Origin of the sequence: Burkholderia sp. Bp9015 (assembly GCF_003853505.1) — a bacterium.
Lineage (GTDB): Bacteria > Pseudomonadota > Gammaproteobacteria > Burkholderiales > Burkholderiaceae > Burkholderia.
Genome location: NZ_QTPZ01000009.1, coordinates 170,535 through 196,928, shown reverse-complemented (window position 1 = coordinate 196,928; position 26,394 = coordinate 170,535). Strand labels below are relative to the sequence as shown.

At 59.2% G+C, this 26,394-nt stretch carries 21 protein-coding genes and 1 pseudogene; 17 read left to right on the top strand and 5 right to left on the bottom strand.

What is annotated here, in order from left to right; translation table 11 throughout:
• Positions 1-201: 201 nt before the first annotated feature.
• From DIE12_RS12800 to DIE12_RS12750, 11 genes and pseudogenes are all read left to right on the top strand, one after another.
• Complete coding sequence (locus tag DIE12_RS12800; RefSeq protein ID WP_124551283.1) at positions 202-1,182, top strand: Gfo/Idh/MocA family protein; 981 nt, start codon at positions 202-204, stop codon at positions 1,180-1,182.
• A 49-nt stretch (positions 1,183-1,231) separates the two neighbouring features.
• Positions 1,232-2,224 carry an inositol 2-dehydrogenase gene (gene iolG, locus DIE12_RS12795; protein ID WP_124551282.1) on the top strand — a complete coding sequence of 331 codons (993 nt, stop codon included), beginning with the start codon at positions 1,232-1,234 and terminating at the stop codon, positions 2,222-2,224.
• Between the two features lie 60 nt (positions 2,225-2,284).
• Positions 2,285-3,250, top strand: a complete 966-nt coding sequence (locus tag DIE12_RS12790) for a Gfo/Idh/MocA family protein (RefSeq protein ID WP_124551281.1) — start codon at positions 2,285-2,287, stop codon at positions 3,248-3,250.
• Complete coding sequence (locus DIE12_RS12785) at positions 3,171-4,343, top strand: Gfo/Idh/MocA family oxidoreductase (RefSeq protein WP_311768011.1); 1,173 nt, start codon at positions 3,171-3,173, stop codon at positions 4,341-4,343. Before DIE12_RS12790 ends, DIE12_RS12785 begins: the two co-directional genes overlap by 80 nt.
• Positions 4,344-4,934: 591 nt before the next feature.
• The gene (locus DIE12_RS12780; protein WP_124551279.1) at positions 4,935-5,867 is read left to right on the top strand and encodes a LysR family transcriptional regulator; all 933 of its coding nucleotides are present in this window, start codon (positions 4,935-4,937) and stop codon (positions 5,865-5,867) included.
• A gap of 268 nt (positions 5,868-6,135) precedes the next feature.
• Positions 6,136-6,840 (top strand): response regulator transcription factor, encoded by a 705-nt coding sequence (locus DIE12_RS12775; protein WP_124551278.1) that lies wholly within the window; start codon positions 6,136-6,138, stop codon positions 6,838-6,840.
• Positions 6,841-7,350: 510 nt separating this feature from the next.
• Positions 7,351-8,124: an SDR family NAD(P)-dependent oxidoreductase gene (locus tag DIE12_RS12770; protein WP_124551277.1), complete on the top strand. Its 774-nt coding sequence runs from the start codon at positions 7,351-7,353 to the stop codon at positions 8,122-8,124.
• A gap of 78 nt (positions 8,125-8,202) precedes the next feature.
• Entirely contained in the window at positions 8,203-9,087 is an 885-nt protein-coding gene (locus tag DIE12_RS12765; RefSeq protein ID WP_124551276.1) for an alpha/beta fold hydrolase, read from the top strand.
• 249 nt (positions 9,088-9,336) lie between these two features.
• Entirely contained in the window at positions 9,337-10,461 is a 1,125-nt protein-coding gene (locus DIE12_RS12760; protein WP_062885823.1) for a porin, read from the top strand.
• 106 nt (positions 10,462-10,567) lie between these two features.
• Positions 10,568-11,896 carry a cytosine permease gene (locus DIE12_RS12755; protein WP_124551275.1) on the top strand — a complete coding sequence of 443 codons (1,329 nt, stop codon included), beginning with the start codon at positions 10,568-10,570 and terminating at the stop codon, positions 11,894-11,896.
• 84 nt (positions 11,897-11,980) lie between these two features.
• Positions 11,981-12,199: pseudogene (locus DIE12_RS12750) on the top strand (transposase); the annotation flags it as partial.
• Between the two features lie 754 nt (positions 12,200-12,953).
• On the opposite strand, the gene DIE12_RS12745 reads toward DIE12_RS12750, so the two are convergent.
• On the bottom strand, positions 12,954-13,652 hold the full coding sequence (locus DIE12_RS12745) for a response regulator transcription factor (protein WP_124551273.1): 699 nt from the start codon (positions 13,650-13,652) through the stop codon (positions 12,954-12,956).
• A gap of 422 nt (positions 13,653-14,074) precedes the next feature.
• On the opposite strand from DIE12_RS12745, the gene DIE12_RS12740 reads away from it, so the two are divergent.
• The 6 genes from DIE12_RS12740 (at position 14,075) to DIE12_RS12715 (ending at position 21,685) form a co-directional block, all read left to right on the top strand.
• Positions 14,075-15,574: an APC family permease gene (locus DIE12_RS12740; RefSeq protein WP_124551272.1), complete on the top strand. Its 1,500-nt coding sequence runs from the start codon at positions 14,075-14,077 to the stop codon at positions 15,572-15,574.
• A 104-nt stretch (positions 15,575-15,678) separates the two neighbouring features.
• Entirely contained in the window at positions 15,679-16,932 is a 1,254-nt protein-coding gene (locus DIE12_RS12735; RefSeq protein WP_124551271.1) for an oxidoreductase, read from the top strand.
• A gap of 23 nt (positions 16,933-16,955) precedes the next feature.
• Positions 16,956-17,411, top strand: coding sequence for a flavodoxin domain-containing protein (locus DIE12_RS12730; RefSeq protein ID WP_124551270.1), 456 nt, complete (start codon positions 16,956-16,958; stop codon positions 17,409-17,411).
• Positions 17,412-17,421: 10 nt separating this feature from the next.
• On the top strand, positions 17,422-18,618 hold the full coding sequence (locus DIE12_RS12725) for a cytochrome P450 (protein ID WP_185641243.1): 1,197 nt from the start codon (positions 17,422-17,424) through the stop codon (positions 18,616-18,618).
• Between the two features lie 25 nt (positions 18,619-18,643).
• Positions 18,644-20,098, top strand: coding sequence for an MFS transporter (locus DIE12_RS12720; protein WP_124551268.1), 1,455 nt, complete (start codon positions 18,644-18,646; stop codon positions 20,096-20,098).
• Positions 20,099-20,527: 429 nt separating this feature from the next.
• On the top strand, positions 20,528-21,685 hold the full coding sequence (locus DIE12_RS12715) for a porin (protein WP_260429023.1): 1,158 nt from the start codon (positions 20,528-20,530) through the stop codon (positions 21,683-21,685).
• 80 nt (positions 21,686-21,765) lie between these two features.
• On the opposite strand, the gene DIE12_RS12710 is transcribed toward DIE12_RS12715, so the two are convergent.
• From DIE12_RS12710 to DIE12_RS12695, 4 genes are all read right to left on the bottom strand, one after another.
• The gene (locus DIE12_RS12710; RefSeq protein WP_060067727.1) at positions 21,766-22,461 is read right to left on the bottom strand and encodes a GntR family transcriptional regulator; all 696 of its coding nucleotides are present in this window, start codon (positions 22,459-22,461) and stop codon (positions 21,766-21,768) included.
• Positions 22,462-22,607: 146 nt separating this feature from the next.
• A complete protein-coding gene (locus DIE12_RS12705) occupies positions 22,608-24,221 on the bottom strand; it encodes a bifunctional 3-(3-hydroxy-phenyl)propionate/3-hydroxycinnamic acid hydroxylase (protein ID WP_124551267.1) in 1,614 nt (537 codons plus the stop codon).
• A 90-nt stretch (positions 24,222-24,311) separates the two neighbouring features.
• Positions 24,312-25,745: an aldehyde dehydrogenase family protein gene (locus tag DIE12_RS12700; RefSeq protein WP_124551266.1), complete on the bottom strand. Its 1,434-nt coding sequence runs from the start codon at positions 25,743-25,745 to the stop codon at positions 24,312-24,314.
• 77 nt (positions 25,746-25,822) lie between these two features.
• Positions 25,823-26,386, bottom strand: a complete 564-nt coding sequence (locus tag DIE12_RS12695; protein WP_089489211.1) for a VOC family protein — start codon at positions 26,384-26,386, stop codon at positions 25,823-25,825.
• Between the last annotated feature and the right edge of the window lie 8 nt (positions 26,387-26,394).

Here is a 26,394-nt window from a genome sequence, read left to right as displayed (position 1 = left end):
AAGTCGTGCGAAGGCGGTGAGCTCCTCGGTGAGTGGCGAATCGGTAACGCGGCTCGTCGGTAATGGATCCGGCGAGCGCCTCCTCATCTGCGGCCAACGTCGAAGCATCACCGTCGGGGCGGCGAACTGCGATAGATCCGGATGCGGCCTCCACTACGGCCGCGTTCGAACGATAGCGTGTCAATAGATCGGAGGCAGGGGATGACCTTGGCAATTGGGGTGATCGGTGTCGGCGTAATGGGATCGGAGCACGCGCGCATTCTGCGTGAAGAGACGTCGGGTGCGGAGTTGGTCGCGGTCTGCGATGCCGATGAAGGGCGCGCGCGGACCGTGGCGGGCGGCGCGAGAGTCTATACGGACCCGCGGGAGCTGATTCGCTCCGAGCATGTCGACGCCGTTCTCGTTGCCGCACCGGACACGCTGCACGGCGACCTCGTACTGCAGTGCATCGAGGCCGACAAGCCGGTTCTGTGCGAGAAGCCGCTGGCCGGTACGGCGGCCGAGGCACTCAAGGTCGTCGACGCGGAAATTGCGAAGGGCCGAAGGCTGGTCCAGGTCGGTTATATGCGTCGTTTCGACCAACCGTACATCGAGATGAAGCGTGCTGTCCGGGAGGGCGACATCGGCGCACCGGTTGTCGTGCACAACGTCCACCGAAATCCCATCGCGCCGGACTGGTTCAACGGCCCGATGTCCATCACCAATGCGTTCGTTCATGAAATCGATGCAAGCCGATGGTTGCTCGATTCCGAACCTGTTGGCGCACGTGTCTACAGTGCTGGAAACGGCGATCCGCTGGTCGTCGTGATGGAAATGACCGGCGGCGTAATCGTGTCGTCGGAGGTGTTCATGAATTGCCAGTATGGCTATCACGTGCACGTACAGGTCGTCGGGCGAAACGGAACGATCGAGACTGCTCCGCCCGGATGTGTTGGCAGGAATGCCGGCGGCTACGGCATGACGGCCTATGCAGGTAACTGGATCGACCGATTCAGGTCGGCCTATGTGAAGCAACTCAATGAGTGGGTCCGCTCGATCGGCGCCGGTACGTCAAGCGGTGGCGCGAATGCTTGGGACGGCTATGTCACGACGTCAGTCGCAGAGCAGATCGTCGCTGAGATGGGGCGCGGAACATCAGTGACGTTCGCGGCCGAGCGTTACCGTCCGACGATGTACGCGTAGTCATGCCAATCCACGGAAATGCAGAGGTTTGTGCCACTCAGGAGGAAAAATGATCAGAATCGGAATTCTCGGATGTGGGCGCATTGGTCAAGTTCATGCACTCGGTATCAAGCAGATTCCGTCGGCAACGCTGGTCGCGGTTGCAGACGTCAACGAAAGCGCCGCGGAAGCCTGCGCTGACCGATTTGGGGTTGACGCACGCAATGCATCGGAAATTCTCGAAGGGAAGGACATCGATGCGGTCGTGATTGCGACACCGTCATCGACGCATTTCGATCTCGTTCACGCGGCGGTGGTCGCGCGAAAGGCCATTTTTTGCGAGAAGCCGATCGACCTGTCGTCGGCCCGGGTAAAGGCATGCATGGAGGCCGTCGAGAATGTGGGGGTGCCCTTCATGACGGCGTTCAACCAGCGGTTCGACCCGCACTTCGGCGAGTTGGCGCGCCGCGTACGCGAGGGCGAGATCGGCGACGTCGAGACCGTCACGATCACATCGCGCGATCCGGCACCGCCGCCGCTGTCGTATCTGGAGACGTCCGGTGGCCTCTTTCGCGACATGATGATTCACGATTTCGACCTCGCGCGATTCCTGTTGCGCGAAGATCCGGTGCGTGTGTTCGCCGCCGGATCGGTGCTGGTCGAGCCGTCCATTGCGGAAGTGGGCGACGTGGACACGGCGGCAGTGATCCTGACGACGAAGTCGGGGCGCATCTGCCAGATCTCGAATTCGCGCCGCTCGACCTACGGCTATGACCAGCGAATCGAGGTCCACGGATCGCGCGGCATGCTGCGTGTCAAGAACGTTCACGAGTCTCAGGTGGAGCGTGCCACGGAAGTCGGGTTCGCCATGCCGGTCGCGCAGCCGTTCTTTCTCGAGCGCTTCGGCGCCGCCTATCTCGCCGAAATGCGCTACTTCATCGACACCCTGTCGGCGGGAAAAATGCCGCTGCCGGATGCCGGCGATGGCTTGAAGGCCCAGTTGATCGCCGACGCCGCCACGCTTTCGTGGCAGCGCGGGCAGCCGGTGGACATCGCCGGCTGATCGACATGACCGGCATGAGCAGGCCAGCCGGTCGCCATTTCTCACATATCGGGTGCGCTCATGAAGATCGGTATCGCCGGCCTCGGCAACGTAGCAGAGCTGCACGTGACGGCTCTCGCCGAATTGGATCCGCAGTTGTTTTGCGGCGGCTGGAGCCGGACTTACAGGAAGGCGCAAGAATTCGTCGACAGGTTCGGTGGACGTGCGTACGAAACTGTCGACGAACTGCTGGGCGACAAAGCGGTCGACGCGGTTGTCGTGTGCACGAATACTGCGTCGCACTTCGACATGGCCAGGCGTGCGCTACTGGCAGGCAAGCACGTATTGCTCGAGAAACCGTTGTGCGAGCAGGCGACGCAGATTCGCGAGCTTGCGGAGATTGCACGTTCGCAATCGAGGATCTGCATGCCTTCCCACAATTATGTCTATGCAGAGAGCATGCGGCGACTGCATGCGCATGTTGCTTCCGGGAAACTGGGCAGGATTGTCAATTTCTGGGCGATCTACAACAAGCGACATGACGCTTCGATCGGTGCGCCGGATATGACGATGCGCGAACTGATGGTGCATCACGCGTACTGCATGCTGTACTTCGTCGGCCGCCCGTCGTCGGTGTTCGCGACCGGTTCCAACGTGCACTTCGACGATCCGCATGCCGACGATCAACTGATGATCACCGCGGAATATCCGAACGGCAGGATTGCGAATCTGTGGGGAAGCTTTTCCGCCGACGATCGCAGTCGGGACCCATGGTCCGTCTATTTCAAGATCATCGGCTCCGACGGAAGCGGCGTGATCCCTTGGGATATCACGAAGTTTGGCGACGCGAGACTTCCGTTCTGGGATGACGCGACCTACTGGGACAGCTTTCTTCAGGTCGAAAGCTTCTTCGTGAACGAATGCGTCGCGAAAGGTACGACCCCGTTGTCGACGCTCGACGACGCATATGACGCAGCCGTCGTGCTGGATGCGGCGCGTCGGTCTCTGTGCGAGCGGAGCGCTGTGCCGGTCGTCTACGGTTCCTGAGCAACGCATAGAGGCAAACATGATCAGATACGCTGTTGTAGGTGCTGGATGGATATCGCAAGAGGCGTTCATACCGGCTGTTGCCCAGACAGGAAATTCGGTGATCGGCGCGTTGGTTTCCGGAAATCCTGACGGCGCGCGGAAGCTCGCGAGATTCCACGGCGTCGATACGATCGTCGGGTACGACGACTACGACCGGATGTTGAACAGCGATGTCGTCGACGCGGTCTATATCGCGGTACCCAACCCGCTCCACGCCGACTATGCGATTCGCGCAGCGCGAGCCGGAAAGCACGTATTGGTCGAGAAACCGATGGCGACCAACGTCGCGGATGCCGAGGCGATGATTGGGGCGGCAGCCGAGGCCGGCGTGTTGTTGAGCACCTGTTACCGCTTGCATCACGAGGCAGGGACGATCGCGGCACTGGAAGCGATCCGGGAAGGCCGCATCGGTGATCCGAAGTACTTCAGCGGGATGTTCGGATTTCAGTCCGCGACGGGCAACCACCGGCTGGACGGCAAGAACTGGGGCGGCCCGCTTCAAGACATCGGGATTTACTGCGTCAACGCGGCGCGGCATGTCTTCTCCGACGAACCCGTTGATGCGTCGGCGATCACGACGCGCCGGCCCGGAGATCCCCGCTTCTCGGACATCGACGACGCCATTGCGGTCACGTTGCGCTTCCCTCGCGATCGAATCGCGCAGTTCTATTGCAGTTTTGGCACGGCGTCGATCGATATGTACAGGGTGCTGGGAACCGAAGGGGACCTGACCATGGAACCTGGTTTCAGGTTCGAAACGCCGACCCGAATGGTACTGAACACGAAGGATGCTTCGGAGACGATGCATTTCCGGCACTGCGATCACTTCGGCGGGTTGATTCAGCAGTTTTCCGAATGCATTCAGAAACGCAGCAAGCCTGCGTCGAGTGTCGAAGAGGGCCTGGCTGACCTGAGGGCCTTGTTGGCGATCGAGGCGTCTGCTCGCACGGGAACGGTGGTATCCGTCGAACCGACGCGTTTTAGCCGCCGGAACCTGACGCTCGATGATGTGCGCGCCGTACCGAGAACGGAGAAGCGGCTGCTGCTGTAGGCGTTCAAGTCGGGAGAACTTGCGCGACATACTGCCCGAGGCTCGCTCGGCGAGCCTCGAATTCCTGTCGCGGATGTAGATCCGTGGCGCGAGACTTAGTTGTAGCCGAGGATCGATACCGACCGGAGATCGGGCCGATCGGGAACATTCGCCGCGATGGAAGACATCGGTTCACGCAGAAGGGCGGTGTACGGAGAGACGTTTCGCTGGTCCGTGGCGGATACGTTTCGCTGGTTCGTACGGGTTATCGGGGCAGCGTTGTGAAGGGCGGTGCCGAGAACTTTCCGTGGCGTCATGGGGCGAGGGTCCAGATATATCCGTCGTTTCGAGATTCGCGGTTTGCCGAATGGCTTTCGCACTCTACGTCGTAAAGAAGGAATGCGAATAAATAATAGGATCGGAAATGATCTTGAGCCAACGAGAAATTCCGCACACGGCTGTCAACATTTTCCTGACAAGCAGAGACGAACGTAGCGATGTTCGACGCCAATGCGCTGTCTTCGCCGTGTTGACTCGAGAAGATCGACGGGCGCAGGCAGGTGTTCTGTGGCGTATGACGGGACGGAAACCTGCATCCTCGATGGTGAGGCAATGAATACACGCTTCCTGGAGACGTTCGTGACGCTCGCGCAACAAGGCAGCTTCCGGGCTACGGCGCGTCTTCTTCATACTTCGCCCGCGACGATATCGACACGTATCAAGGCTTTGGAAGACGAGTTGAGGACCGAGCTCGTCGATCGAACGGCGGCGGATTTTCGTCTCACCCTGTCTGGGCAGAGCTTGTTGACGCTGGCGATGAACGTGGTAGACGCGACCCTTGCGCTCAAGAAGGCAGCCGGTCTCGATCTCGCGTTACGCGGACCGATACGTTTCGGCGTGATAGACACGATCGTTCACAGCTGGCTTTCCTTGTATGTGACGCAGTTGAGGGAGCGCATCCCGGGCTTGGTGGTCGAGCTGACCGTAGATTCGAGCCCGGCGCTGAACAAGAAAATCTTGCAGGGCGAGCTCGACATGGCTGTCTGCGCAGAGGTTGTTGATAGCGACAAAGTCACGTCGAGCAGGATTGCAAGCTATCCGGTTCGATGGATTGTCAGCCGGGAGCTGCTTTCCGGTTCGGACGTGGATCCGGTTCGCCTCGCCCTGGCGCGGCCGATACTGACATTCGGAAGGGGCACGACGTCGCACCTGGCGGTGGAAAGCATCGTCCGAACACTGGCCGGTGGAGCCGGCATCCCGGACGAGGCGATACGCATAACCTGTGCCTCTTCGGTCGCTGCGATCGTGCAATTGGTGCGTGATGGATACGGTGTCGGGGCAGTCCCGCACCTGTTCGTGCATGACGAACTGGAGAACGGGCGAATCGCCGAGCTCGCGCTGGAGCCGCGGCCGCCGTCGATCGACGTGTCGTTGTGCATGCCGGTCAATGCATCACCGGCCGTCGTAGCGGCAGCCGACGCGGCCCGGGACGTGTGCGCCACATACTGCCGAGGAAAACCGGAGACGCTGATCCGGGCCGCGTGACCGATCATCCCGATTACGGTCGTTCGGGCAGTGGGGGTGTAACCGATTGACTTTCGGAATATGGTCGCCGGCGGGTATATGACTTCCCTAATATGATCCGGCGGCGCGTTACGGTAGCCTGTCGCATTAGGTATCAGATGTTAGTCCGGTGCGAATTTCATGCTCTCCGCTCGTGAGGCTTGCGGTTTCGGTGCTGGCGCACCTGTCGGGCCGCTGATTTCGGGCGATCAGCGCTCGCGCTCATCCCTACCGGCAAAGAGAATTGGCGATGTTAGTCGAAGTCAGCAAATTCAGAGAATCCCAGGAGTTCGCTCTTCAGACCGTTAACTTTGCACGGTCGATGCTCAATTGTTCGGCAGCCGTGTTCACATGGCTCGATTCGCACGACCAGCTATTGCCGCACACCCAAATGGGATGGCCCGAAGAGACCATCAAGGACTATTACACGGTATTCGCCTCGGCCGATCCGCTGAACGTCTATCGTCTGATCAAACAGCGTGCGACCGTAGTGACCCTCAAAGGGGCAAAGCGCGACGACCAGCACTCCAGTTGGTCGGATTACCAGCGGAAGTACGGGCTCGTGGACGAAGTCGGATTCCTGTTCTGGGCGGGAGATACGCCACTAGCGTGCCTCTCCGTCATCAAGAAGCAAGGCGATAGTCCGTTCTCGACTCCCGAACCTTTCGGGCAGATGTACGACTATATGCAGCACAGCTTCTCGATGCTTGCATCCGTCAAGAAGGTCCAGGCAGACCACGCGCTGAGAAACGAGTATTTCCTGACGGAGCGGGAGCTTGCAGTCGCGTCCCTGATGACCGCCGGCCTGTCCAACAAGGATATCGCCGAGACACTGGGCATCGAGCTTGCCACGGTCAAGTCACATGTCATTCGAATCCTGAGCAAGCTGGGAATCGAGAGCCGAACCCAGCTTGCGGCATTCTCCGCCGACCTGGGCACACCGACAACGAAATAGCCTGAGTGCACCGGGGCGGGGCGTTCGTCCTCGCCGCCGGTTGCATAAATGGAAATTTTTCTCATCCTTTGGATGGACGAACGGCGTCTTGGCCATACATACAATGGTTTCAAGGCCGCCGGACATCATCCAGACGGTCGTAACGCTCGCAATGGTTCACGCCTGTTGCGGTGCCTGACAGCTCACTTCATCGATCACGATCTTCAACCTTGAGGATGGTGTGCGTTACACATGGCTTGAGCGGCGTCCGGCTGTTAATTCGCATAACGAAGTAACTTACGACGCGTGACGGATGTTTGCCGAGTGCCGGTTGATTGTGGACCGTATTCGGTCCAGTTCGCCGAATTGATAGAAATTCGTGATCTGCATGCATCGAGAATCACAATTGGACCTCGTCTAATTGGCGCAAGACGATGCATGCAAGCGAATCCTGTAAACAGAAAGCGCACGATTCGCCGGCTCAGTGAGCAGCGCACGTGCTGGTCAAAGTGAAGTCAAGGAGACGTTTCAGTGAATGATTATTCCGGGCGCGTGGTTGTCGTAACCGGTGCTGGTTCCGGCATGGGGCGAGCAATGGTTCGCGAGTTCGTTTCGAGAGGGGCGAACGTAGCCGCACTCGACATCAATCTCAAGAATGCCGTTGCCACTGTCGAAGCGTTGGCGAATCCGTCGATGGCGTACGCACATCAAGTGGACGTCAGCGACCCGCGTAGCGTCGAGGCCGCTGTCAAGGCGGTGATCGAGCGTTGGGGGCACATCGAGCTTCTGTGCAATAACGCCGGCATACTGGATGGACACGCGACGGCTCACGAGGTGAGCGTCGAAGAGTGGGACCGCGTCATCGCCGTTAACCTCACGGGACCGTTCCTGATGGCCCGAGCGGTCATTCCGCAGATGTTGAAGCAAGGCAAAGGGGCGATCGTGAACACGTCGTCCACCTCGGGCTTCAGTGCTGCGGGCGGCGGGACTGCCTACACGGCGTCCAAACACGGTGTAATCGGTCTGACTCGACAACTCACGTTCGAATACGGAGCGCGTGGCATTCGCGTCAATACGATTTGCCCGGGCGCAACCGCAACCCCGCTGGCGATGTCGGAGCACACGACGGCGAATTCGCCTGATATGGAGGCGGCCCTTCAGAAATTCCCGGCCCGCCGCTGGTGTCAGCCGGAAGAAATTGCCAAGCTCGCCGCGTATCTGGGCGGCGACGATGCCGACTTCGTGCATGGCAGCGAGTACGTGATGGACGGCGGCTGGCTTGCTGCTGCCCGGGATCCCTTCTGAGCGGGCGTTTGGCTACACGCGTGGCGCGGCGCAGGTACCCGCGCCTGCACATGTCGGTGGAACAACAGGAGCTTGTGAATGTTTTCGAATCGTGAATGGCCGGAGACCGGCATCGAAGGTTTCAAGCGAGGCTTTCAGACGGTTGATGGCGTGCGGATGCATTATGTGAGCGGCGGCAAGGCGGACGGCGACGTGCTGGTTCTGATTTGCGGTTTCCCTCAAAGCTGGTATGCATGGCGCAAGGTTTTGCCTCTGCTTGGGCATCGGTACCGTGTTATTGCCCCGGATCTTCCCGGGCAAGGTGACTCGGATCGTCCCGCGGGTACGCTCGACACGGCTAAGGCCGCCAGGCTCCTTCGTGGCCTGGTCGAGAAACTCGGTGTCGATCGACATGCACTTGTCGTACACGACATCGGTGGATGGGTCGGTTATCCCTATGCGGCGATGAATGGCGACAAGGTCACGGCCCTCGCGATCCTCGACACGGGTATCCCGGGCATCAGTCTTCCGGATACGCTGCCGTGGGCTTCCGACGTTGCGTGGCGGACGTGGCACGTCGCATTCCACAACATCCCGGATCTTCCCGAAGCGCTCTTGGCCGGCCGCGAACACATCTATCTCGAGTGGTATTTGCAACGGAAGGCGGCAAACCCGCAGGTGTTCTCCCAAGCGGACTTCGAGGAATACCATCGCGTGTTCCTGACGAATGGCCTGAAAGGCGGTCTCGCTTACTACCGTGCTATCTCGGTGTCTGCGGAGCAGAATCGCGAATTGAGCGCGAAGGGCAAGCTCAAGATGCCAGTTCTTGCGGTCCGTGCAGATCAGGGATCAATGCCCGACCTGGTTCCGCAGCTGCAGCAGGTCGCGGCGGACGTTCGCGGCACGATGGTCTTTTCCGGACACTATATCCCGGAAGAGGCGCCCGAGGCGCTTGCAAAGGAACTCGAGAGTTTCTTCGGCTAGTACGAGCGGACAAGCCGGCGCCGCTTCTGACGATCTGGCCAGCGTCTGGAGAAATCCGGCGCCCAGTTCGAACGGGTATGGAGCGCGCGCCGCATGCTGCCGAGCGATGTCAGTGCGTCGCGGGCGCTGCACTCTGCCCGATGAGAGATTGTCGATCTTGAGATGGAAACGGAAGGCATCGAAGAAATTCGATGGTTCGTTTAATCAGTATTCCTAGTGAAATTAACTTTGGTGATTTTGGGGGGGGAAATGAACAAGAAAATCATTGCAGTCGCCGCACTGAGCATCGTAGCTTACTCGCAAGCAAAGGCTCAAAGTTCCGTAACGCTCTATGGGATCGTCGACACGGGTGTGGGCTATGTACACAACAGCGGCGGGCAGAGTTCGCAAGTGAGGATGTTGCCCAGCAATCTTTCGGCTTCCCTGTGGGGATTGAAGGGAACGGAGGATCTGGGTGGCGGGCTCTCGGCCATCTTTACAGTAGAGAGCGGCTTTGACGGCACGAACGGCGCGCTTGCGACACCGGGAAAGTTGTTCAGCCGACAAGCGTTCGTGGGCATTTCGAGCCAGTACGGCACCCTGACGCTCGGTCGTCAGTACGATCCGCTGACCGATCTCGAACAGCAGTTGACCGCTGATGTCTACAGCGGCTGGTTCGCTACGCCGGGTGACGTCGACAATTACGACTCGAGTGCTCGATTCAACAACGCCGTGAAATGGGTGAGTCCGTCGTGGGGCGGCGTTTCGGCCGAGGTCATGTATGCGCTCGGCGGCGTCGCTGGATCCACGGGGTCGGGGCAGACGTGGAGCGCAGCAGTTGGCTATCAAAGCACGTCGTTCAGCGTCGGCGGCGGCGTTCTCCACATCGACAACGGCAACGCGACGTTGGGCAATCGCGGCACTTCCTCGTCCGACTCGCTGTTTAATTCGCCGGTGAATGCGGCTTATGCGTCAGCCCGGTCGATCAATATCGCCCGGATCGGTGCCAATTACGTTGCGGGCCCGTTCACGGTGGGCGCGGCGTATGGCTATGCCCAGTATTCGGCCGATTCGGCATCGACGTTCACGGGGTCGGAGAAGTATCACAACGGTTCGGTCTTTGCCCAGTATCAGGTGACGCCTGCGTTCCTGCTCATCGCCGGCTACAACTACACGCGCGCACTGGGGGATTCGTCTGCCAAGTACCACCAGGTGAATATCGGGGCCGACTACAGCTTGAGCAAGCGCACCGACGTCTATGCGCTCGCAGGGTATCAGCATGCAAGCGGGCAGAACGGGCAAGGCGCCGCCGAGGCTTCCATCGGGTCGTACGGAATTGCGGCGGGCAAAGGTACTCAGGAAGTTGTAGCCGTCGGCCTGCGGCACAAGTTCTGAAGCAATCTGTATGAGGCGCCGCGGACCGATACGAGGGTGATTCCTTCGTGAGTTCCGCGGCGCCGCGTTGCGCATTTTCCTGACACGAAGGTATTGGGATTTCTGTATGCCGGCATCAACTCACTCCGATGATGATTACGCGTCCAGTCCGGTTCCTGAAGATGCAAGGACCGGTTGGAAGGGCATATTCTTCGCTACGTTAGGTATTGCGACCGCGCTTTTCTTTGCTCAGATTGCGTCGATCATTACTGTGAGGTTTGGCGTAGCAGCAGCGCTGATCGGACTGGCCTACGGATACTGCGTTTCGACATTCGTCGGTGTGCTGCTCGTTCGTCGATCCATCCAGACAGGGTTTGGCATCAATATCTGGGCCAGAACCGTGCTCGGGTATCGTGGAGCGGGATTATTCAGCCTGGTCTACGGAGTGGCCTGCCTCACTTACTTCGTCGCAGAAGCCAGCATCATGGGGGCTTCGCTGCAGGCTCTCTTTCCGCAAGCTCCTCATGCGTTGATATACATCTGCCTTGTCTTCGTCATGTTGCCGCTCGTGTGGTCGGGCATGAAGGTCCTTGCAAGATTCCAGACGATGAGTCTGGTGCTGTTCGTTGTGTTTGTTGTGTGGGCGATAAGAAACGCGCTTGATGTTCCCGTGGCTGGCGCTCCGCTCCCGGAGATTCGGCTTGCGGCAGCCCCCTTCACCAGCCTGCTTGAAGTATTGGGCATCGTTAACGGTCTCGCTTTCATCATTGGTCTCGTGACGGCCGACTATGCACGATTTGTGCGCAAACGAGAGCTCCGAGCAGGGACGGTCTTTGTCGGCGCGTTGTTTCCAGCGTTCTGTTATGGGATCACCGGGATCTTGGGGATCTGGTTCGCCGTCCGGATGCGGGAAAGCAATCCTGGCGTCTATTTCGTTTCGTTGCTGGGTGCGGGGGGGATCATTTTCGCCTGTACGACGCAGCTCAGAATCAATCTCGGGAACATCTACTCGGGCACTGTTGCCTTCGTCAACGCACTCGAGCATCTATTTGGCGTTTCCGTCGGCAGACGAGTCGTCATCGTTGCGTTCTGCGCGGTTGCAGCCACTGTGCTGATTTCAGATGGTACGCACTTGCTCGCGAGTGCCCTGAACTATATCGGTATGTCCATGGCTTGCTTCGTCACGTTGCTTCTCGTCGATCAGTTCTGGGTTGGACGATCTCGAGATGTGCCCGATGTCATGCCTCAAGTGACCAAGAACTGGCGATGGACGGGATTGAGCTCATGCCTGATCGCAACCCTATGTGGAGTGTGCATCGGTAACGCGTCGCTCTTCCCGTCGTTGTACCAGTGGGCGACACCGGTGTCGGTGCTTGTCCAGGTGATCCTCTTTGTTGGTATCGAATCGTACTGCAATCGACGAAGGGAACTGTCGTCACATGCTGCCTCGAGTTAGAGGGACCATGTGAGAAACGACCTGTTCTCTGGAGCGCTAGGCTACCTGACGCCAGCAAAGGTCACTTTCGAGGAAGGTTTGAGAATGCGGAAGCGCTTTACGGACGAGCAGATCATCGGCTTCTTGAGAGAGGCCGAAGCTGGCGAGGCGGTCCAGTATCTGTGCAGGACGTACGGTTTCAGCGATACCTCCTTCTACTCTTGGCGGGCGAAGTTTGGTGGCAACGACGGCGTTGAATCGCAAAGGTTGAAATACCTTGAGGGCGAGAATGATCGACTAAGGAAGCTATTGGCGGAAGCCTTGGCCAAGCAAGGGGCATCGGGTATCGCTAGAGACGATGTGTAGATCGTCCACGTCGCCTGGGTCGTCGTCGTTCCGATGTCGTTGTGATTGGCGTCGAGCGATCCGGTGTTCGACTTGAACAGATCATGATGCTTCACGCTTTGTCGATTGTAACCACCTCTGCGCTTCAACGTCGGGTTGGCGCACAGACCTCAGTAGTGGACTCAACAGGGAACCGAGTCATGCGAAAGATATTCCTGCGATCGCTGCATAGCCGTCATCCGATTGACTCAGCGGAGGTCTCTGCTTGTCAGACGGATTCCGATGCTGGAATCCGTAACATTGAGTCAGACCGAAACAGCTTGGTTACGTACTACAGCCTCGGACAAGTGGTTGCGCACCTGCGTTTCGACGTGCGGAATGGAGAGCAGAGTCCGGCCGAGCGTAGCCGAAAGTAAAAAAAACGGTCCAACTTCAGATCACGGCATGGAAGCGGCCACCGCGAGAGTACGCGGTGGAAACGCCACTGAACATGCCAATTCGGCCCCGATCTCTCGTCTGTACCTTTGACGAAGCTGTCGAAACCGTGGCGTGTCAAGCTGATGGTATTGCGAAAGCTTGCAGGCTCAGCGGGCCGCGTGCGTTCGTATGGTGCCTGGAGCGGGGCGCAAGTCGTTTCGACGGCCTGGTTGAGGGCGGCGTCGGTTCGCCCCGCCTGCAACTGAACTGCAATGGACCGCACGCATCAGACTTCGCTGAGGCGGAACTGCAACGGTCAATCCGCGGTTATCGAGTGCAGAAATGACGCGACTTGTGACCGTGTATTCAATCCGAGCTTTGCCAGAACCCTTCCCACGTGCGTTTTGACCGTCACCAGCTCGATCTGGCATTCGTGGCAAATCTCCTTGTTGGAAAGTCCACTCGCAATCAAGTTGGCGATCGCTAGCTCGCGGGCTGTCAATAGATGGTGCTCGGTGAGTTTCCGATTGAGTCGATGGGTTTTTATTGAATTCAATCCGAGCAGGTTGTACTGGATATAGCTATGCATTTCCTGGAGTACGGATTCATTGTCTAGCGTTTTGTCGTGTCTGCCTTTTAGAACATTGAGAAAAGCGATGGCTCGGTTGTCCTGCCAAAAGACAAAGGCGGCCTCGTCCACGAACCCGTGCCGCGCCATAAACTGTGCGTATGGGATGTGGCAATCTCTAAATCTATTGTCTGCGATCTTTCTTAGAGTAACGACCGAAGATCTGTTTGATAAAAGGAAGTCGGGGGAGATCGGATCGAACTCTCTGAAGTCTCGGTAATAGTCGCGAATCATCACGTCGCCGAGGCCGTGTTCCGTGCACGGTGGGATCTTCTGGGTAGCGTCAAACCAGGTAAAGATTGCGGCAGACGATTCCAGAAGGGTTTGGGAAAACGCAATGGTCCGCTTGGCGAAGTCCTTGCAATCGTCGTTCAGATGATATCGCATGGTTTATCCAAGTGGAATAGACAAAGGATCCTTTTCCGAACCTGTCTGACGGAGGCTGGAACGCTGGCGGCCTACGCGAAAAGGCTGCTAGCGCGATGTTCAACGATTGGACGCAAGAACCGAGCCAAGGCGACTGGCGGGTCACACGCTCCCGTATATGGCGACGGTGGCGACGAATCCGGCCAAGTGCCAGGGTGCCGTAGAGGTAGACGCACGATCTGGAAGCGCGTCATTGCACGTTGGTCGTGCATGGCGCACCACGCGCGATCGGCGCTCCATCTTGAAGCGACGCATAGATACTTTCGGAGGATGTTGGCCAGAAATTCGCTGAATATAGTTCGGCTACCAAGTCAACGGGTTCTGCGGTACGCGCATCACAGTGCGATACCGAGAGAGCCGCGCACAGAAAAGAGGTGGCTCGAATGAAGACAAGCGGTTACAGGGCGATTGCTGAGAAGGGAAATAAACTTACCGGGAATATGGGCGCCTTTGGTCTTGCGCTGAGTGTTCTGGCTTTTTCGGCCCCTCTCACGACCGTATCGGGATATGTGCCGGTCGCGTTGATGTATGGCGGTGCAGCCAGCCCTACCATCTTCATCGCGACGATGGTTCTGCTGATGCTGTTCTCGCTGGGATATCTGACACTCAACCATGCTGCGAAGCGACCAGGCGACTTCTACGCATTCATCACGCATGGATTGGGCAAGAGTGCCGGGCTTGGAGCCGGAATGCTCGCCACGATTACGTACTTCATCATCCTTGCCGGTGTTCCGGCGTATTTTGGCGTTGCGTCCGCTGATCTGCAGCGGACGCTCACGGGATGGGCATTCCCCTGGCACTACTTTACGCTCGCATGCTGGCTTGCCATCGCGATTTTCGGATATCTGCACATCGAAGTATCCGCGAAGTTCCTGACTTGGGTAATGGTCGCCGAAGTCATCGTTTGCATCGCGTTCTGCACAGGAGTTATTGGCAGCAATCCCCCGAGCGACTTGCCGCCGAACGCCATTTTTTCCCCATCCGGATTGTTCAACGCGAACAGCCCGTTTGCCATGCTGTTTGCCGTCTCTTTCTTTATGGGGTTCGAGGCGACAGCATTGTTCCGTGATGAGGTGCGCGACCCGGATAGAACCATTCCGCGAGCAACTTATGGTGCGGTTATCTTCATCGGTCTGTTGTATACGTTCTGCGCATATGCACTGATTCGCGTGTATGGACAAGACGTGATCTCCGTCGCAACGCAATCGCCCGCCACCATGTTTCAGAATGCCTTCGACAAGTTCGTCAGTGCGCGGATGCGCACGCCGGTCGCGATCCTGGTTTTGACCTCGGCGTTTGCGTCCAGCTTGTCCATTCATAACGTGCTGACGCGTTATCTTCACAACCTCGGCATCGACGGCGCATTTCCGCAGTACCTGAGTGCGATCCATCCGAAGCATTTGTCACCGTACCGCTCGTCCGTTACGGTTTCGACGCTGACGCTGCTTGTTCTTCTGCCGTTCATCGTGACCGGGGCCCAACCGGAATTGCTTTACGGTCGACTGTCTGGCGTCGGTACCGCAGGAGGACTGATCCTTATGACCGTCGTGAATGTTTCATGTCTCGTCTGGTATTTCCGCGAGGGGCGGTTCATCGGTGCAGGCGTTTTCAAAGCGTGTGTTGCGCCCGGCATCTCCGCAGTCCTGTTTGTTGCGCTCGTCGTCCTCGTTGGCAAGCACTTCGAGCTTCTCGTTGGCGGCGAACCGGGCCAAAGCACGTGGATGCTCTATAGCCTGTGCGCAGTGCAGATTTTCGGGATGGCATTGGCCGTTTATTTCAGGAAGGCCAAGCCGGAAGTGTTCCGGCGGTTGGGGCGCAATCCTGACGTAGAGCCGCGAGATGGCGGCACGGACGACGAGACCGTTCTCGCCGTCACCCAATGACATATCCATGCTTCGGATGTGAATCTCGATAGCTTCGGCTTCAGCCGCGAAGCAACTCGGCATCCGATTCATCTCGGTTTCAAGAGACCAGTCCAGGTACGTTCATGCGCATCATTAATCCATCCATTGCCGTCGTGGGAAGCGGGCCGTCGGGGTGCTACCTGGCTCAGTCGTTGATAAAGGTTTGGCCGGATTCCGCAGTGTCGGTGTTTGAATCGGAGCCGGTACCATTCGGTCTGTTGCGTTACGGCATCGCGGCCGATCATCAGGGTTCGAAATCCGTGGCGATGCAGTTCGATCGATTGTTTAGACGCGATGGGGTCAATTTTTTCGGGAATGTAACAATCGGAAAAGACCTGTCGTTTGAGCGATTGACAGAGAGTTTCGACATTGTGGCGCTCGCGACGGGTTTGGCAACGGATTCGGTTCTTCCGATTCCACAACACCCGAAAGCAAACGTCGTTGGGGCGGGCGAAATACTGCGGGCGCTGAACGGCTATCCCGAGCCTCGGTTGCCCCATGAAAGAGGGCGATTTTGCTCCTTGGGTGAATCGTTGGCGATCGTCGGGCACGGGAACGTCGCCATAGACGTTGCCCGGTTGCTGGCCAAACGCATCGAGCAATTCGATAACTCCGATATCGACGACGAGCGGCTATCGATGCTTCGCTCGAATCGTCTCGAGCGGATTCACCTCGTCGGAAGATCCAGCGCAGGCGACGCGAAATTTGACCTTGCCATGCTGCGTGAACTCTGTGATCTGGGTCATGTAAAGGTATCTGCTTCGGGTCTTTCGAACGACGATCAGAGCGAAAAGGCACAAGTGCTGCGGAATGCCGCGAGACGCATCGTATCTGCCAAACCGCTGGTGGAAATTGTTTTCCACTTCGAATGTACGCCGGTGCAGGTCGATGCACGGCTGACGAAAAGTGTTTTGCGCGGACACTCGAAAGCGGAAGGTATCGTGAGCTTTCACGTTGACACGATCGTTACTGCCATTGGTTTTACGAACGAGGTCGGCGATATCGGCGCTCGATGCGGGCCGTGGCGTGCGTTTAATGTATTCGATGTCGGTTGGGCGAAGAACGGCGGAAAGGGCGGGGTTGCCGCGAATCGCAGAGACGCACAAGCCGTGGCCGCGCAGATTGTTGCGATGGTGCAAGACGGAGCGCTGCCGATCGGCCGACCTGGACTGGCCGCGCTCGGAGACCAGTTTCCAGCCGATTTCGTGAATTACGCCGGCTGGCTGGAGGTGGACCGGTATGAACGGGATGCGGCGGGGCCGAACAGACTCCGCAAGAAAATTGCAGATCGCAGGCGCCTGCTGGAAGTTGCAAGGCAGGTCGTGAGCGTGGGGTAATCGTCTAAATATGAGCAAAAGAAATGAATGCATCAATTCTGATTCTGTTTGGCACGGAGAGCGGTAACGCAGAGATGGTTGCCGACGATATTGCGATGTGCTTCGCCGAGAAGGATATGCCGAGCGTCGTCAAATCGATGGCGGATCAAGCAGTGGACGAACTAGAGGCGGTCAGATTCGCGATCTTTGTTACTTCTACGTACGGTGAGGGCGATATGCCGGAGACGACCGAGCCGTTCTATCGCGCGCTCGTCGCGAAGCGTCCCGATCTGGCTTCGATGAGATTTGCCGCGTTTGGGCTCGGGGATTCCAGCTACGAGAATTACAACCGTGCAATCGATCTATTGACTGAGATGCTCGCTTCGTGCGGCGCCACGCAAATTGGCGAAACGGGACGACACAATGCATCGAAGGGCATGCCTGCAAACCAGGTGGCGGTGGCATGGTCCCAAGGCATCCTTTCGATTTTGGGCAAATAAGGTGGTTTCGATGAAAAATAAAACGGACGATTTCATGAGCGGTCCTTACCTTCCGTGGGCGGGCCTCGCATTTCGCGACAACCCGTATCCGTGGTATGAGCGATTGCAACGCGAGGCACCGGTGTATCGGATTAGCGAACGTGAGTTCGTCGTCTCGAAGTATTCCGACTATGTGGAGTTTGCCAAGCATCCGGCGATGAGCATGGAGGAGCCGAACTGGGTGAAACCCCATCCGTGGCACGTGTTCAAGGAAAGTGTGCTGTTCTACGATCCGCCACGGCAGACGCTATTGCGGCGGCACTTCAACAAGTGGTTCACGCCGAAGATGGTCGCGGAGTGGGCGAAGCATACAAAGGCGCTTGTGAGCGACGCGCTGGACAATATCGCGCAAGATGGCATTGTCGAGGCGCATCACACTATTTGTGTCGTACCCACGCACGTCACGATGTGCCGCATCTTCGACATACCGGAAGACGACATCGAAGGTGTGATAGAGAACGGATTGCGTATTGTCATGGCTCAGTCTCCGGCTTCAACGAAGGCGCAGCTGGACGATGCGGTAGAGGGCTTCGAGTATCTGTTCGACCGGTGCAACGCGTTTGTTGCCGAGAAGCGCCGAAATCCTGGAAACGGTCTTGCGGACGCGCTAATCGAGGCACAAGCGCGAGGCGAACTATCCGAGGCTGAAGTCGTCCAGGCCATGGTCAATTTTTTCTTCTCCGGTGCACCTAATCCGGCTTACGTGCTCGCGTCGACGTTGGAGCATTTCACGCGCGAGCCTGAACTCTTCGACCTCTACAAAGCCGATCGCGAAAGCCGCCAGGCGATGATCAACGAATTCTTGCGTCTGTATCCGCCAGAGATGTCCTTCACTCGGTACAACAAAGCCGCAGTTACGATCAGAGGCACGGTGATCCCGGAAAATAGCGTCATTCGCTTCATGACTGCGGCGGTCAATCGGGATCCTGATGTGTTCGAGGATCCGAACACATTCGACCATACTCGTTCGATGCGTGAAAGCCAGATGCTGTCGTTCGGCATCGGAACACACAGCTGCGCGGGGCAATTGATCAGCCGTGTCGAGATCGAGGTGATCTTGTCAGCCATAGCGGAACGCTATTCACGCGTGGAGCTCGCCGGCTCTCCCGCGGTTCAGCACGACGATCGCATTCGCAACTATTTGACTTTGCCGTTGCGCTTTTCCTGAAGCGACCGAGGACGGGAAACGGGGGATGCGCGCTGATCGAGGGTATTCCGGATTAGCGCTCAAGGAGCGTCTCGCGAGCAACAACTGCTCGGGGCGCTCCCTTCATTCCGCTATCGGTGACCCGCCCGGTGTCGTCAGGCGCACGCTGTCGACCGTATCGTCCGTTGCTTCCATCATTCCTCATCTGCGCTCCGATAGCATGCCTTCCAATAGCCGCTCGTCCGGAAAGTTTCCCGGCGATGTCCCAACCTCACGACATCAATGGTTCGCCGTATTTGCCGTCGCGGTCAGCGCATTTGCGTTCGTCACTTGCGAATTTCTACCGGTCGGCCTTCTGGCGCACATCGCTCTGGATCTGCATGTCACGTCCGGGACGGCAGGCTTGATGATGACCTTGCCCGGTGTGATGGCTGCCTTGGCCGCGCCGACCTCGGTGGTTGTTGCTGGAAAATGGGATCGCAGGTACATACTTTTGATATTAACCGGATTGCTGACGTGCTCAAGCTTCGTCAGTGCGTACTCGACGAACTTCACGACGATGCTTGCCGGCAGGGCACTGTTGGGGATCGCATTGGGAGGGTTCTGGACGCTCGCGACCGCGGCGGCGGGGCGCATGGTGCAAGCCCGGGATACGGCGCGTGCGATCGCATGCATCCTGGGCGGGGTTGCATCGGCTACTGTCATTGGTGTGCCGCTCGGGACCCTGATCGCTACGCTCGCGTCCTGGCGGGAATCGTTCGTTGCGACCGGTGTCCTCGCAACGGTAGCGCTTTTTGCGCAGGTCGCCTTCGTGCCGAAGCTGACAGCTGAAACCACCGTGGGCGTTCAGGACTTCATTTCGCTGCTGCGCCGGCCGCACGTGCGTCTGAGCCTGATGATGGTGGCGTTCGTATTCGGCGCGCATTTTTCCACCTATACGTACCTGGAACCTCGTCTCGGAGAGGACTTTTCGGTATCGGAGATTTCAAGCCTGCTGATGGTGTTTGGTATTGTCGGCTTCATGTCGAACGTGACGCTTTCGGCGGTGATGGATGGCCACGTGAAAGTCGCCACCGCGATCGCGACGGCTCTGCTGTTCTTCGCATTGTTGCTGATGGTGGTACTGGATCATGCGCGAATCGGCGAGGCCGCAGCATTGTCGCTCTGGGGCGTAGCGTTCGGTGCAATCCCGTTGTGCTTCAGCATCTGGACTCAGCACGATGCCGCTGACTGCCCCGAAGTCGGTTCGGCGCTCTTCATTTGCGTTGTTCAAGTCGCCATCGCGATTGGGTCCGCCGTGGGAGGGCTGATCGTCGATCATATGGGCATACGAGCAGATTATTCTATCGGGTGTATTTCCTCCGTGCTCGGGTTGGTGACCCTATGCACACTGAAGGCCCCATCGTGCGGGCAGCGGGCGTTTTTGCCTGCTACGGGTAGAACCGCAGTCGGCCAATATCCTGGCTCGTCACGCCGAGATAGCCCGCCAGTCTCTGAATAATCGCCATCCAATCCAACGATTCGCCTAACCATTTCCCGCTTCAGATCGCGGTCTGGAGTTGATGGGGTCGTGCGACATGGTGTCCCCACCGCAACCGTGAGGACGTACTTGCCGCGATCGGGGAATACGAACTCGCCGCCATCGTGACCGTTATGAAAGTGCAGCGTTGAAAGACCATCACGGTTCGAAGCGAAGCCTCGCTTCTCGGCCTGCGCCCCCCGGATGCTGATCGCCAGCCCTTTGCAACGTCATTGACGTGCCACGTAGCGACCGCCGCAGCGCGTGGAGTTGCTGCAGCTTCGACGTCGGCATGCGTCTTCATGCTGCAGCGCACTCACGCGTAAACACGGAGTTTTGCGTCTTGCAAAGCCGTGTAGAGTGTGCGCAAAGAATATAAATATGCACAAAAAATTATCTTAGGCATTTCTTGTGCACATTGGCGACTTCGTAAACGATATGGAGGAGACGACGGTGAAAAGGTGGGTCATTACGTCAATTGCCTGCGCGACAGCGGGTCTGGGCCCGGTATCGTGTGCCTATGGGCAAAGCAGCGTGACGCTCTGGGGCTTGCTCGATGCAGGTGTGTCATACATCAGCAATACGTCGGGCCACCCGGCATGGCGGCTCGACGACGGCATCGCGTTGCCCAACCTGCTGGGATTTCGCGGGACCGAGGATCTCGGTGGCGGCACCCGCGCGGTGTTCCAGCTGGTGACGCAGTTCACGCTGCAGGGCAATCTCGTCGCTCAGAAGAGCAACGGGAGCGGTACCGGAACCGGGCTTTTCGCGCGCAATGCATGGGTCGGCCTCGACAACGCGCGCTTCGGCAAGCTCACGCTCGGACGCCAGTACGACTTCATGGTCGACACGCTGTTCGCCGATGTCGGGGCCGATATGGCGATGTATGGCGGCGGATTCTACGGCTTCCGGGATGGTCCGTTTGCGAAGCTCGGCGTTCCTGATTCTCCGCCGAACGAGGCGTTCGACTTCGACCGCATGAACGGCGACACGCCTCTTGGCAACGCGGTCAAGTACACGAGTCCGTTGCTGGGAGGATTCCGGTTCGGCGGAATGTACGCATTCGGCGGCGTGGCCGGGGATTTCCGCCAAAACAGCGCGGAAAGCTTCGGTGCCAGCTACGGTGCCGGCGCGTTTGCATTCGGCGCGGCCTATACCGACGTGCGTTATGCGTCATTGCTCGGCGACAGCATCAGGAACTACGGGCTCGGCGCGAAATATCGCGGCGACAAGCTGCTGCTGACGGCGCTGTTCACTGACACGCGCAATACCCACAACGGCGCGGTTGTCAACGCAGCGGAGGTCGGCGCACTGTATCAGTTCACGCCGGCGTTCTCGACGAGCCTCGCCTACACCTACATGTGGGGGAACGAGGTTGTCGACCGCAATCACGCCCATCAATGGGGGGCCGTTGCGAAGTACCATCTGTCGAAGCGGACGGCCGTCTATCTGCAATCGGTGTATCAGCTGACGAACGGGGGGGCGAATGCGGCGATCAACGGGACGTTCGGCCCGTCGAGCAGTCGCTCGCAGTTCATCGGCCGGATCGGCATGCAAACGATGTTCTGATTGATGCGTGCGACGGCGGCGGGAGTCGTCGTCGCAATGGGGTGCATTCGCAGACGCAGTATCGGGGCACTGCGCGCGACTTACTGCACCGATGCCAATTGCCGTTCCAGTGCGGCGGCAACACGAGTCAACGTTCCTTCTATATGCTTGCGCAGCAATTTCGCTGCCTTGTCTTTTTCCCGTCCGATCGCCGCTTTCATCAGCGCTTCGTGTTCCGCGCCCTTGTGGCGTTCCTCCGTCCGATGGAGTGCCGAGTAGCGCCGATAGCGTTCGGCGCGGTCGAACAGCGATCCGACCATGTTCAGCAGCAGCGGGCTCGGCGTCGCGGACAGCAACGCCATATGATAGGCGCGATGGCGCTCCGACCAGTCGTCGTCGAGGGCCACAGGGCCGGTACCCATCCGTTTTTCGGCGAGGCTCAGCCGATGGAACGCCGTCAGCACGGCAACTTCCCAGTCGTCGTCGCCATGCTCGATGGAATCCATCAGCGCTTCGTGTTCAAGCAGGATGCGCAGGCGCGTGATGTCCTTGAAGTCGTCGATACTGATCGGTGCGACCCAGAAGCCGCGATTCTCGGTCGCCTGCACGATTCCGTCCTGCGCGAGGCGGTTCAGTGCTTCGCGAATCGGTGAACTGCTAAGACCGTAGGTCTTCGACAGACTCTCGACTTTCAGGCGCGTGCCTGGCTCCAGTTCACACCGGATGATCGAGGTTTTCATCCGTGCGAAAGCAACATCGATGAGCGGGGCACCATTGGAGGCAGGTGTCGAATCCATGGCGTGGCATTCCGGATTGTCAATGCGGTAATTTTATGCGCAAAGCTCGCTTCTATGCAAGATTGACTCGAAAGGCTCGTCGAACAAAAAAAGCGCTCGGGCAAAGCACCGAGCGCTGAAGGCTGTTACATGATGCGCGTTCCGGATCAAAGGCTCGTTGCCGGCGCCTCAAGTGCTTGCGAGCCGTTGGTGGCCAGCGCGCCCACGAGCTCGTCGAGCAGCGCAAGCGCCTCATGCGGCTCGCGGCAACCACCGTACACATAGTGATCGGGGCGGGCGAGAACCACACGGCAATCGTGTTGAGCCATCCAGCCGGTCAGCACGCCACTGACGTCCTGATACGTATCCGGCGAGGCATCGGGCGCGAGCGCGTCGGGCCCGATCGAGACGAACCGGATCGCCGGATACTGCAGGCGATCGCATGCCTGCCGAAGTTGCGCGACGGTCGCGACATCAGTACGTGCGTCCACCGCGAGCCGGAAGGTCGCGCCGGTCACGTCGTCGAGCAGGCGCTCGTCGCCGGTGGACGTCCGCACGCGTGGTTGCGGAAACAGCAGCCCGCGTGGCCCGTCGCTCGAAGCGGACAGAAAGCCGTCGCTCAACCCCGGGATCAACGATTGCCGGACCATTCCCCGCGGATTGGCGGCCATCTCCGCATGCAAGCGCTCGTCGCGCGCGCTGGCCGCGACCGGATCGCGTTCACAGATCAGCTTGCCCAGTTCCTTCGTCACGAGTGTCGTGCGCTTGACGTGCGGCAACCGTTCAGCCTGGTAGCTGTCGAGCAGTGCCGTACCGGCCTTGCCGCGCGAAACCATCGCGATCTTCCAGACGAGATTGGACGCATCCCGGATGCCTTGACACATTCCCTGCGCGAGGAACGGCGGCGTCATGTGCGCCGCGTCACCGAGGAAGAATATCCGTCCGGCTTGCCAGCGGCGCAGCACGAGCGCGTGAAACCGGTAGGCGGATGCACGCCAGATTTCGTATTCGTCGTCGGCGAGCCAGCGCGAAATCAGCTTTTTCACGAATTCGGGCCGGCAGGCCTCGTCAGGCGTCTCGTCCGCGTTGATCATGAACTCCCAACGGCGGCAGCGGCCGGGTCCGACGACGAACGTCGAAGGGCGCGCGACCTCGCAATACTGCACGTTGGTTGCCGGCAGGCTCTCGCCGGCACCGTCTTTGAGCATCACATCGACGACGAGCCATGGCTCGTCGAAGTCGAGATCCTCCATGTCCAAGCCGAGCCGCGTACGGATCGGGCTCGTTCCTCCATCGCAGGCCAGCACATGGCCCGCGGTGAACGTGCGTTGCTCGCCCGACGCCAGCGAGATCGTCACGGATGCGGCATCGTCGTGCGATTCGGCCGCGGTCGCTTCCGCACCGAGCTCGACCCTGACCGACGGGTAGCCGGCGAGATTGTCGCGCAGGATTCCTTCGATTTGCGGCTGCATGAACACGTAGTTCGGTGCCCAGCCGAGCTGGTACGGCGGGGCTGCCGCGTCGATGCGGCGGATCACCCGCGTGTCGGTCGTCCGGTATTCGGACGGGCGGTACGGCATCACGTATTGCGCGATCCTGTCTGCGATCCCGAGGTTGGCCAGGATTCGCATGATTTCCTGGTCGAATCCCATTGCCCGTGGCTTGTCGTAGACAGTAGGCGACTTGTCGACGACCAGCGTGCGCAGGCCGGCCTGACCGGCCAGGTTGGCGGCGACTGCACCGACCGGGCCGAGACCGACAATGATCAAATCGAAGTCCACATCTCCTCCATGTTCATATTCGTTCCGCCAGAGCCGACCACGTTCGCCCGGCGGTGCGGGCGGGTCCACCGGACCGTCGCCCGACTGATCTCAGTATGCCTTCGTGTAGGCGGTCTTGACGGTCGTGAAGAATTCGGCGGCGTATCGGCCTTGCTCGCGCGGGCCGTAGCTCGACGACTTCGTGCCACCGAACGGCACGTGATAGTCGACCCCCGCGGTGGGCACGTTGACCATCACCATCCCGCTGCGCATGTGTTGCCTGAAATGCGCCGCATATTTCAGGGACGTCGTACAGATGCCGGCTGACAACCCGAACTCGCTGTCGTTCGCGATCTCCAGCGCCTCGTCGTAGTCCTTCGCCGGAATAGCGCACGCGATCGGGCCGAAGATCTCCTCGCGCGCGATGCGCATCTTCGGCGCCGCGTCGGAGAACAGCGCCGGCGTCAGAAAATGGCCTCGTGTGCTGCGGGAGACGGTCGTACCGCCGCAGATCAGCGTCGCCCCTTCATTCCTGCCGATTTCCACGTACGCCTCATCCAGTCGCAGTTGCTCGCTGTCGACAACGGGCCCGATTTGCGTGTCGACGTCGAGCGCATGCCCGACGCGGAGCTGCTCGAGCGCTTCCGCGACACGGGCGATGAAGCGCGGATAGATGCCTTTCTGCACGATGAAACGGGATGACGCGGTGCAGCGCTGCCCGGTCGAGTAATAGGCGCCCTGTATCGCACAGTCGACGGCGACGTCGAGGTCCGCGTCGTCGAGGACGACGAGCGGATTCTTGCCGCCCATCTCGAGCTGCATCCGCTTGAACTGGCGCGCGCCCTGCAGCAGCAGGTTCCGTCCGGTATCGACGGATCCGGTGAACGAGATCGCGTGGATTTTCGGCGAGGCGACCATCGCGTTGCCGACGACACTTCCGCGCCCCATCACGAGATTGAATGTGCCGGGCGGAATGCCGCTGCGGTGGATGATGTCCGCGAGCGCCCACGCGGATCCCGGGACGAGGTCCGCCGGCTTGAAGACGACGCTGTTGCCGTGCGCCAGTGCCGGCGCGATCTTCCAGGCCGGAATGGCCATCGGGAAGTTCCACGGCGTGATGATGCCGACGACACCGACCGGCTCGCGCGTGATACTGACGTCGACGATCGGCCTGACCGACGACAGGTATTCGCCGCCCGAGCGTACCGCTTCGGCGGCGTGGAACTTGAATATCTGCCCGGCACGCGCGACTTCGGCAATGCCCTCGGCAAGCGTCTTGCCTTCTTCACGCGACAGCAGCGTACCGAGTTCCGTCTGTCGCGAGAGCAATTCGCTGCCGATCGCGTCGAGTGCATTCGCTCTGGCCTGGATGCCGCTGTCCCGCCAGCCGCGTTGAGCGTCGCTAGCGGCGTCGATTGCCTCGTGTGCCTGCTCGACATCCGCGTGCGCATAGTCGCCGATCGCGTCGTCGAGATCGGACGGATTGATGTTGCGGCGTGAAGTGGCGCCGGTGCGCCACGACCCGCCAATCAGATTGCACTTCATGACCAGTGATCTCCCCCATTTTTGCAGGGTGGCGTCCGCCTGCCGTCGAATGCGGCGGACGCTACGGATTGGTATGTCTATTCGTCGAACGCGGTGCGCTGGGCGGCGATGCGTTCGCGCATTGCCGCGATCCATGCGTCGCGCGTCAGGAAGCCCGGGCGGCGCTGGCACATCGCTTCCGTCCGTCTCAGGACTTCAGCGCTCGGGAGATCGAGATCGAGCGGCTCGCGACAAGGCTGCGCGGTGAAGAACGGGCTGTCGACGTAGAGTTCGATCGGATTGCCTTCAGGATCCTTGAAATAGATCGACCACGCGTTGCCGTGATCGACCTGCTCGATAGCGGCGACGCCCGCGCGTTTCGCGCGTTGGTAATACGTGCGCAGATCGTCCAGCGAATCGAGCAGGAAGGAAAGCTGGTTGACCGGGTTGAAGGGGAGGTCGGTGGGCTTTCCATCGAACAACACGAGCTGGTGATGGATTTCCGGATCCTGCGTCATGAAGTACAGATTGTGTCCGGTCGACGCGACACCCTTGTCGCTGATCACGAACCCGAGTGCCTTGCGGTAATAGTCGACCATCCGGTCGAGGTCGCTGCAGAAGATGCCGCAGTGAGTGAACTGAATTTTCGGCAGTGCCGCCATAATCGTCT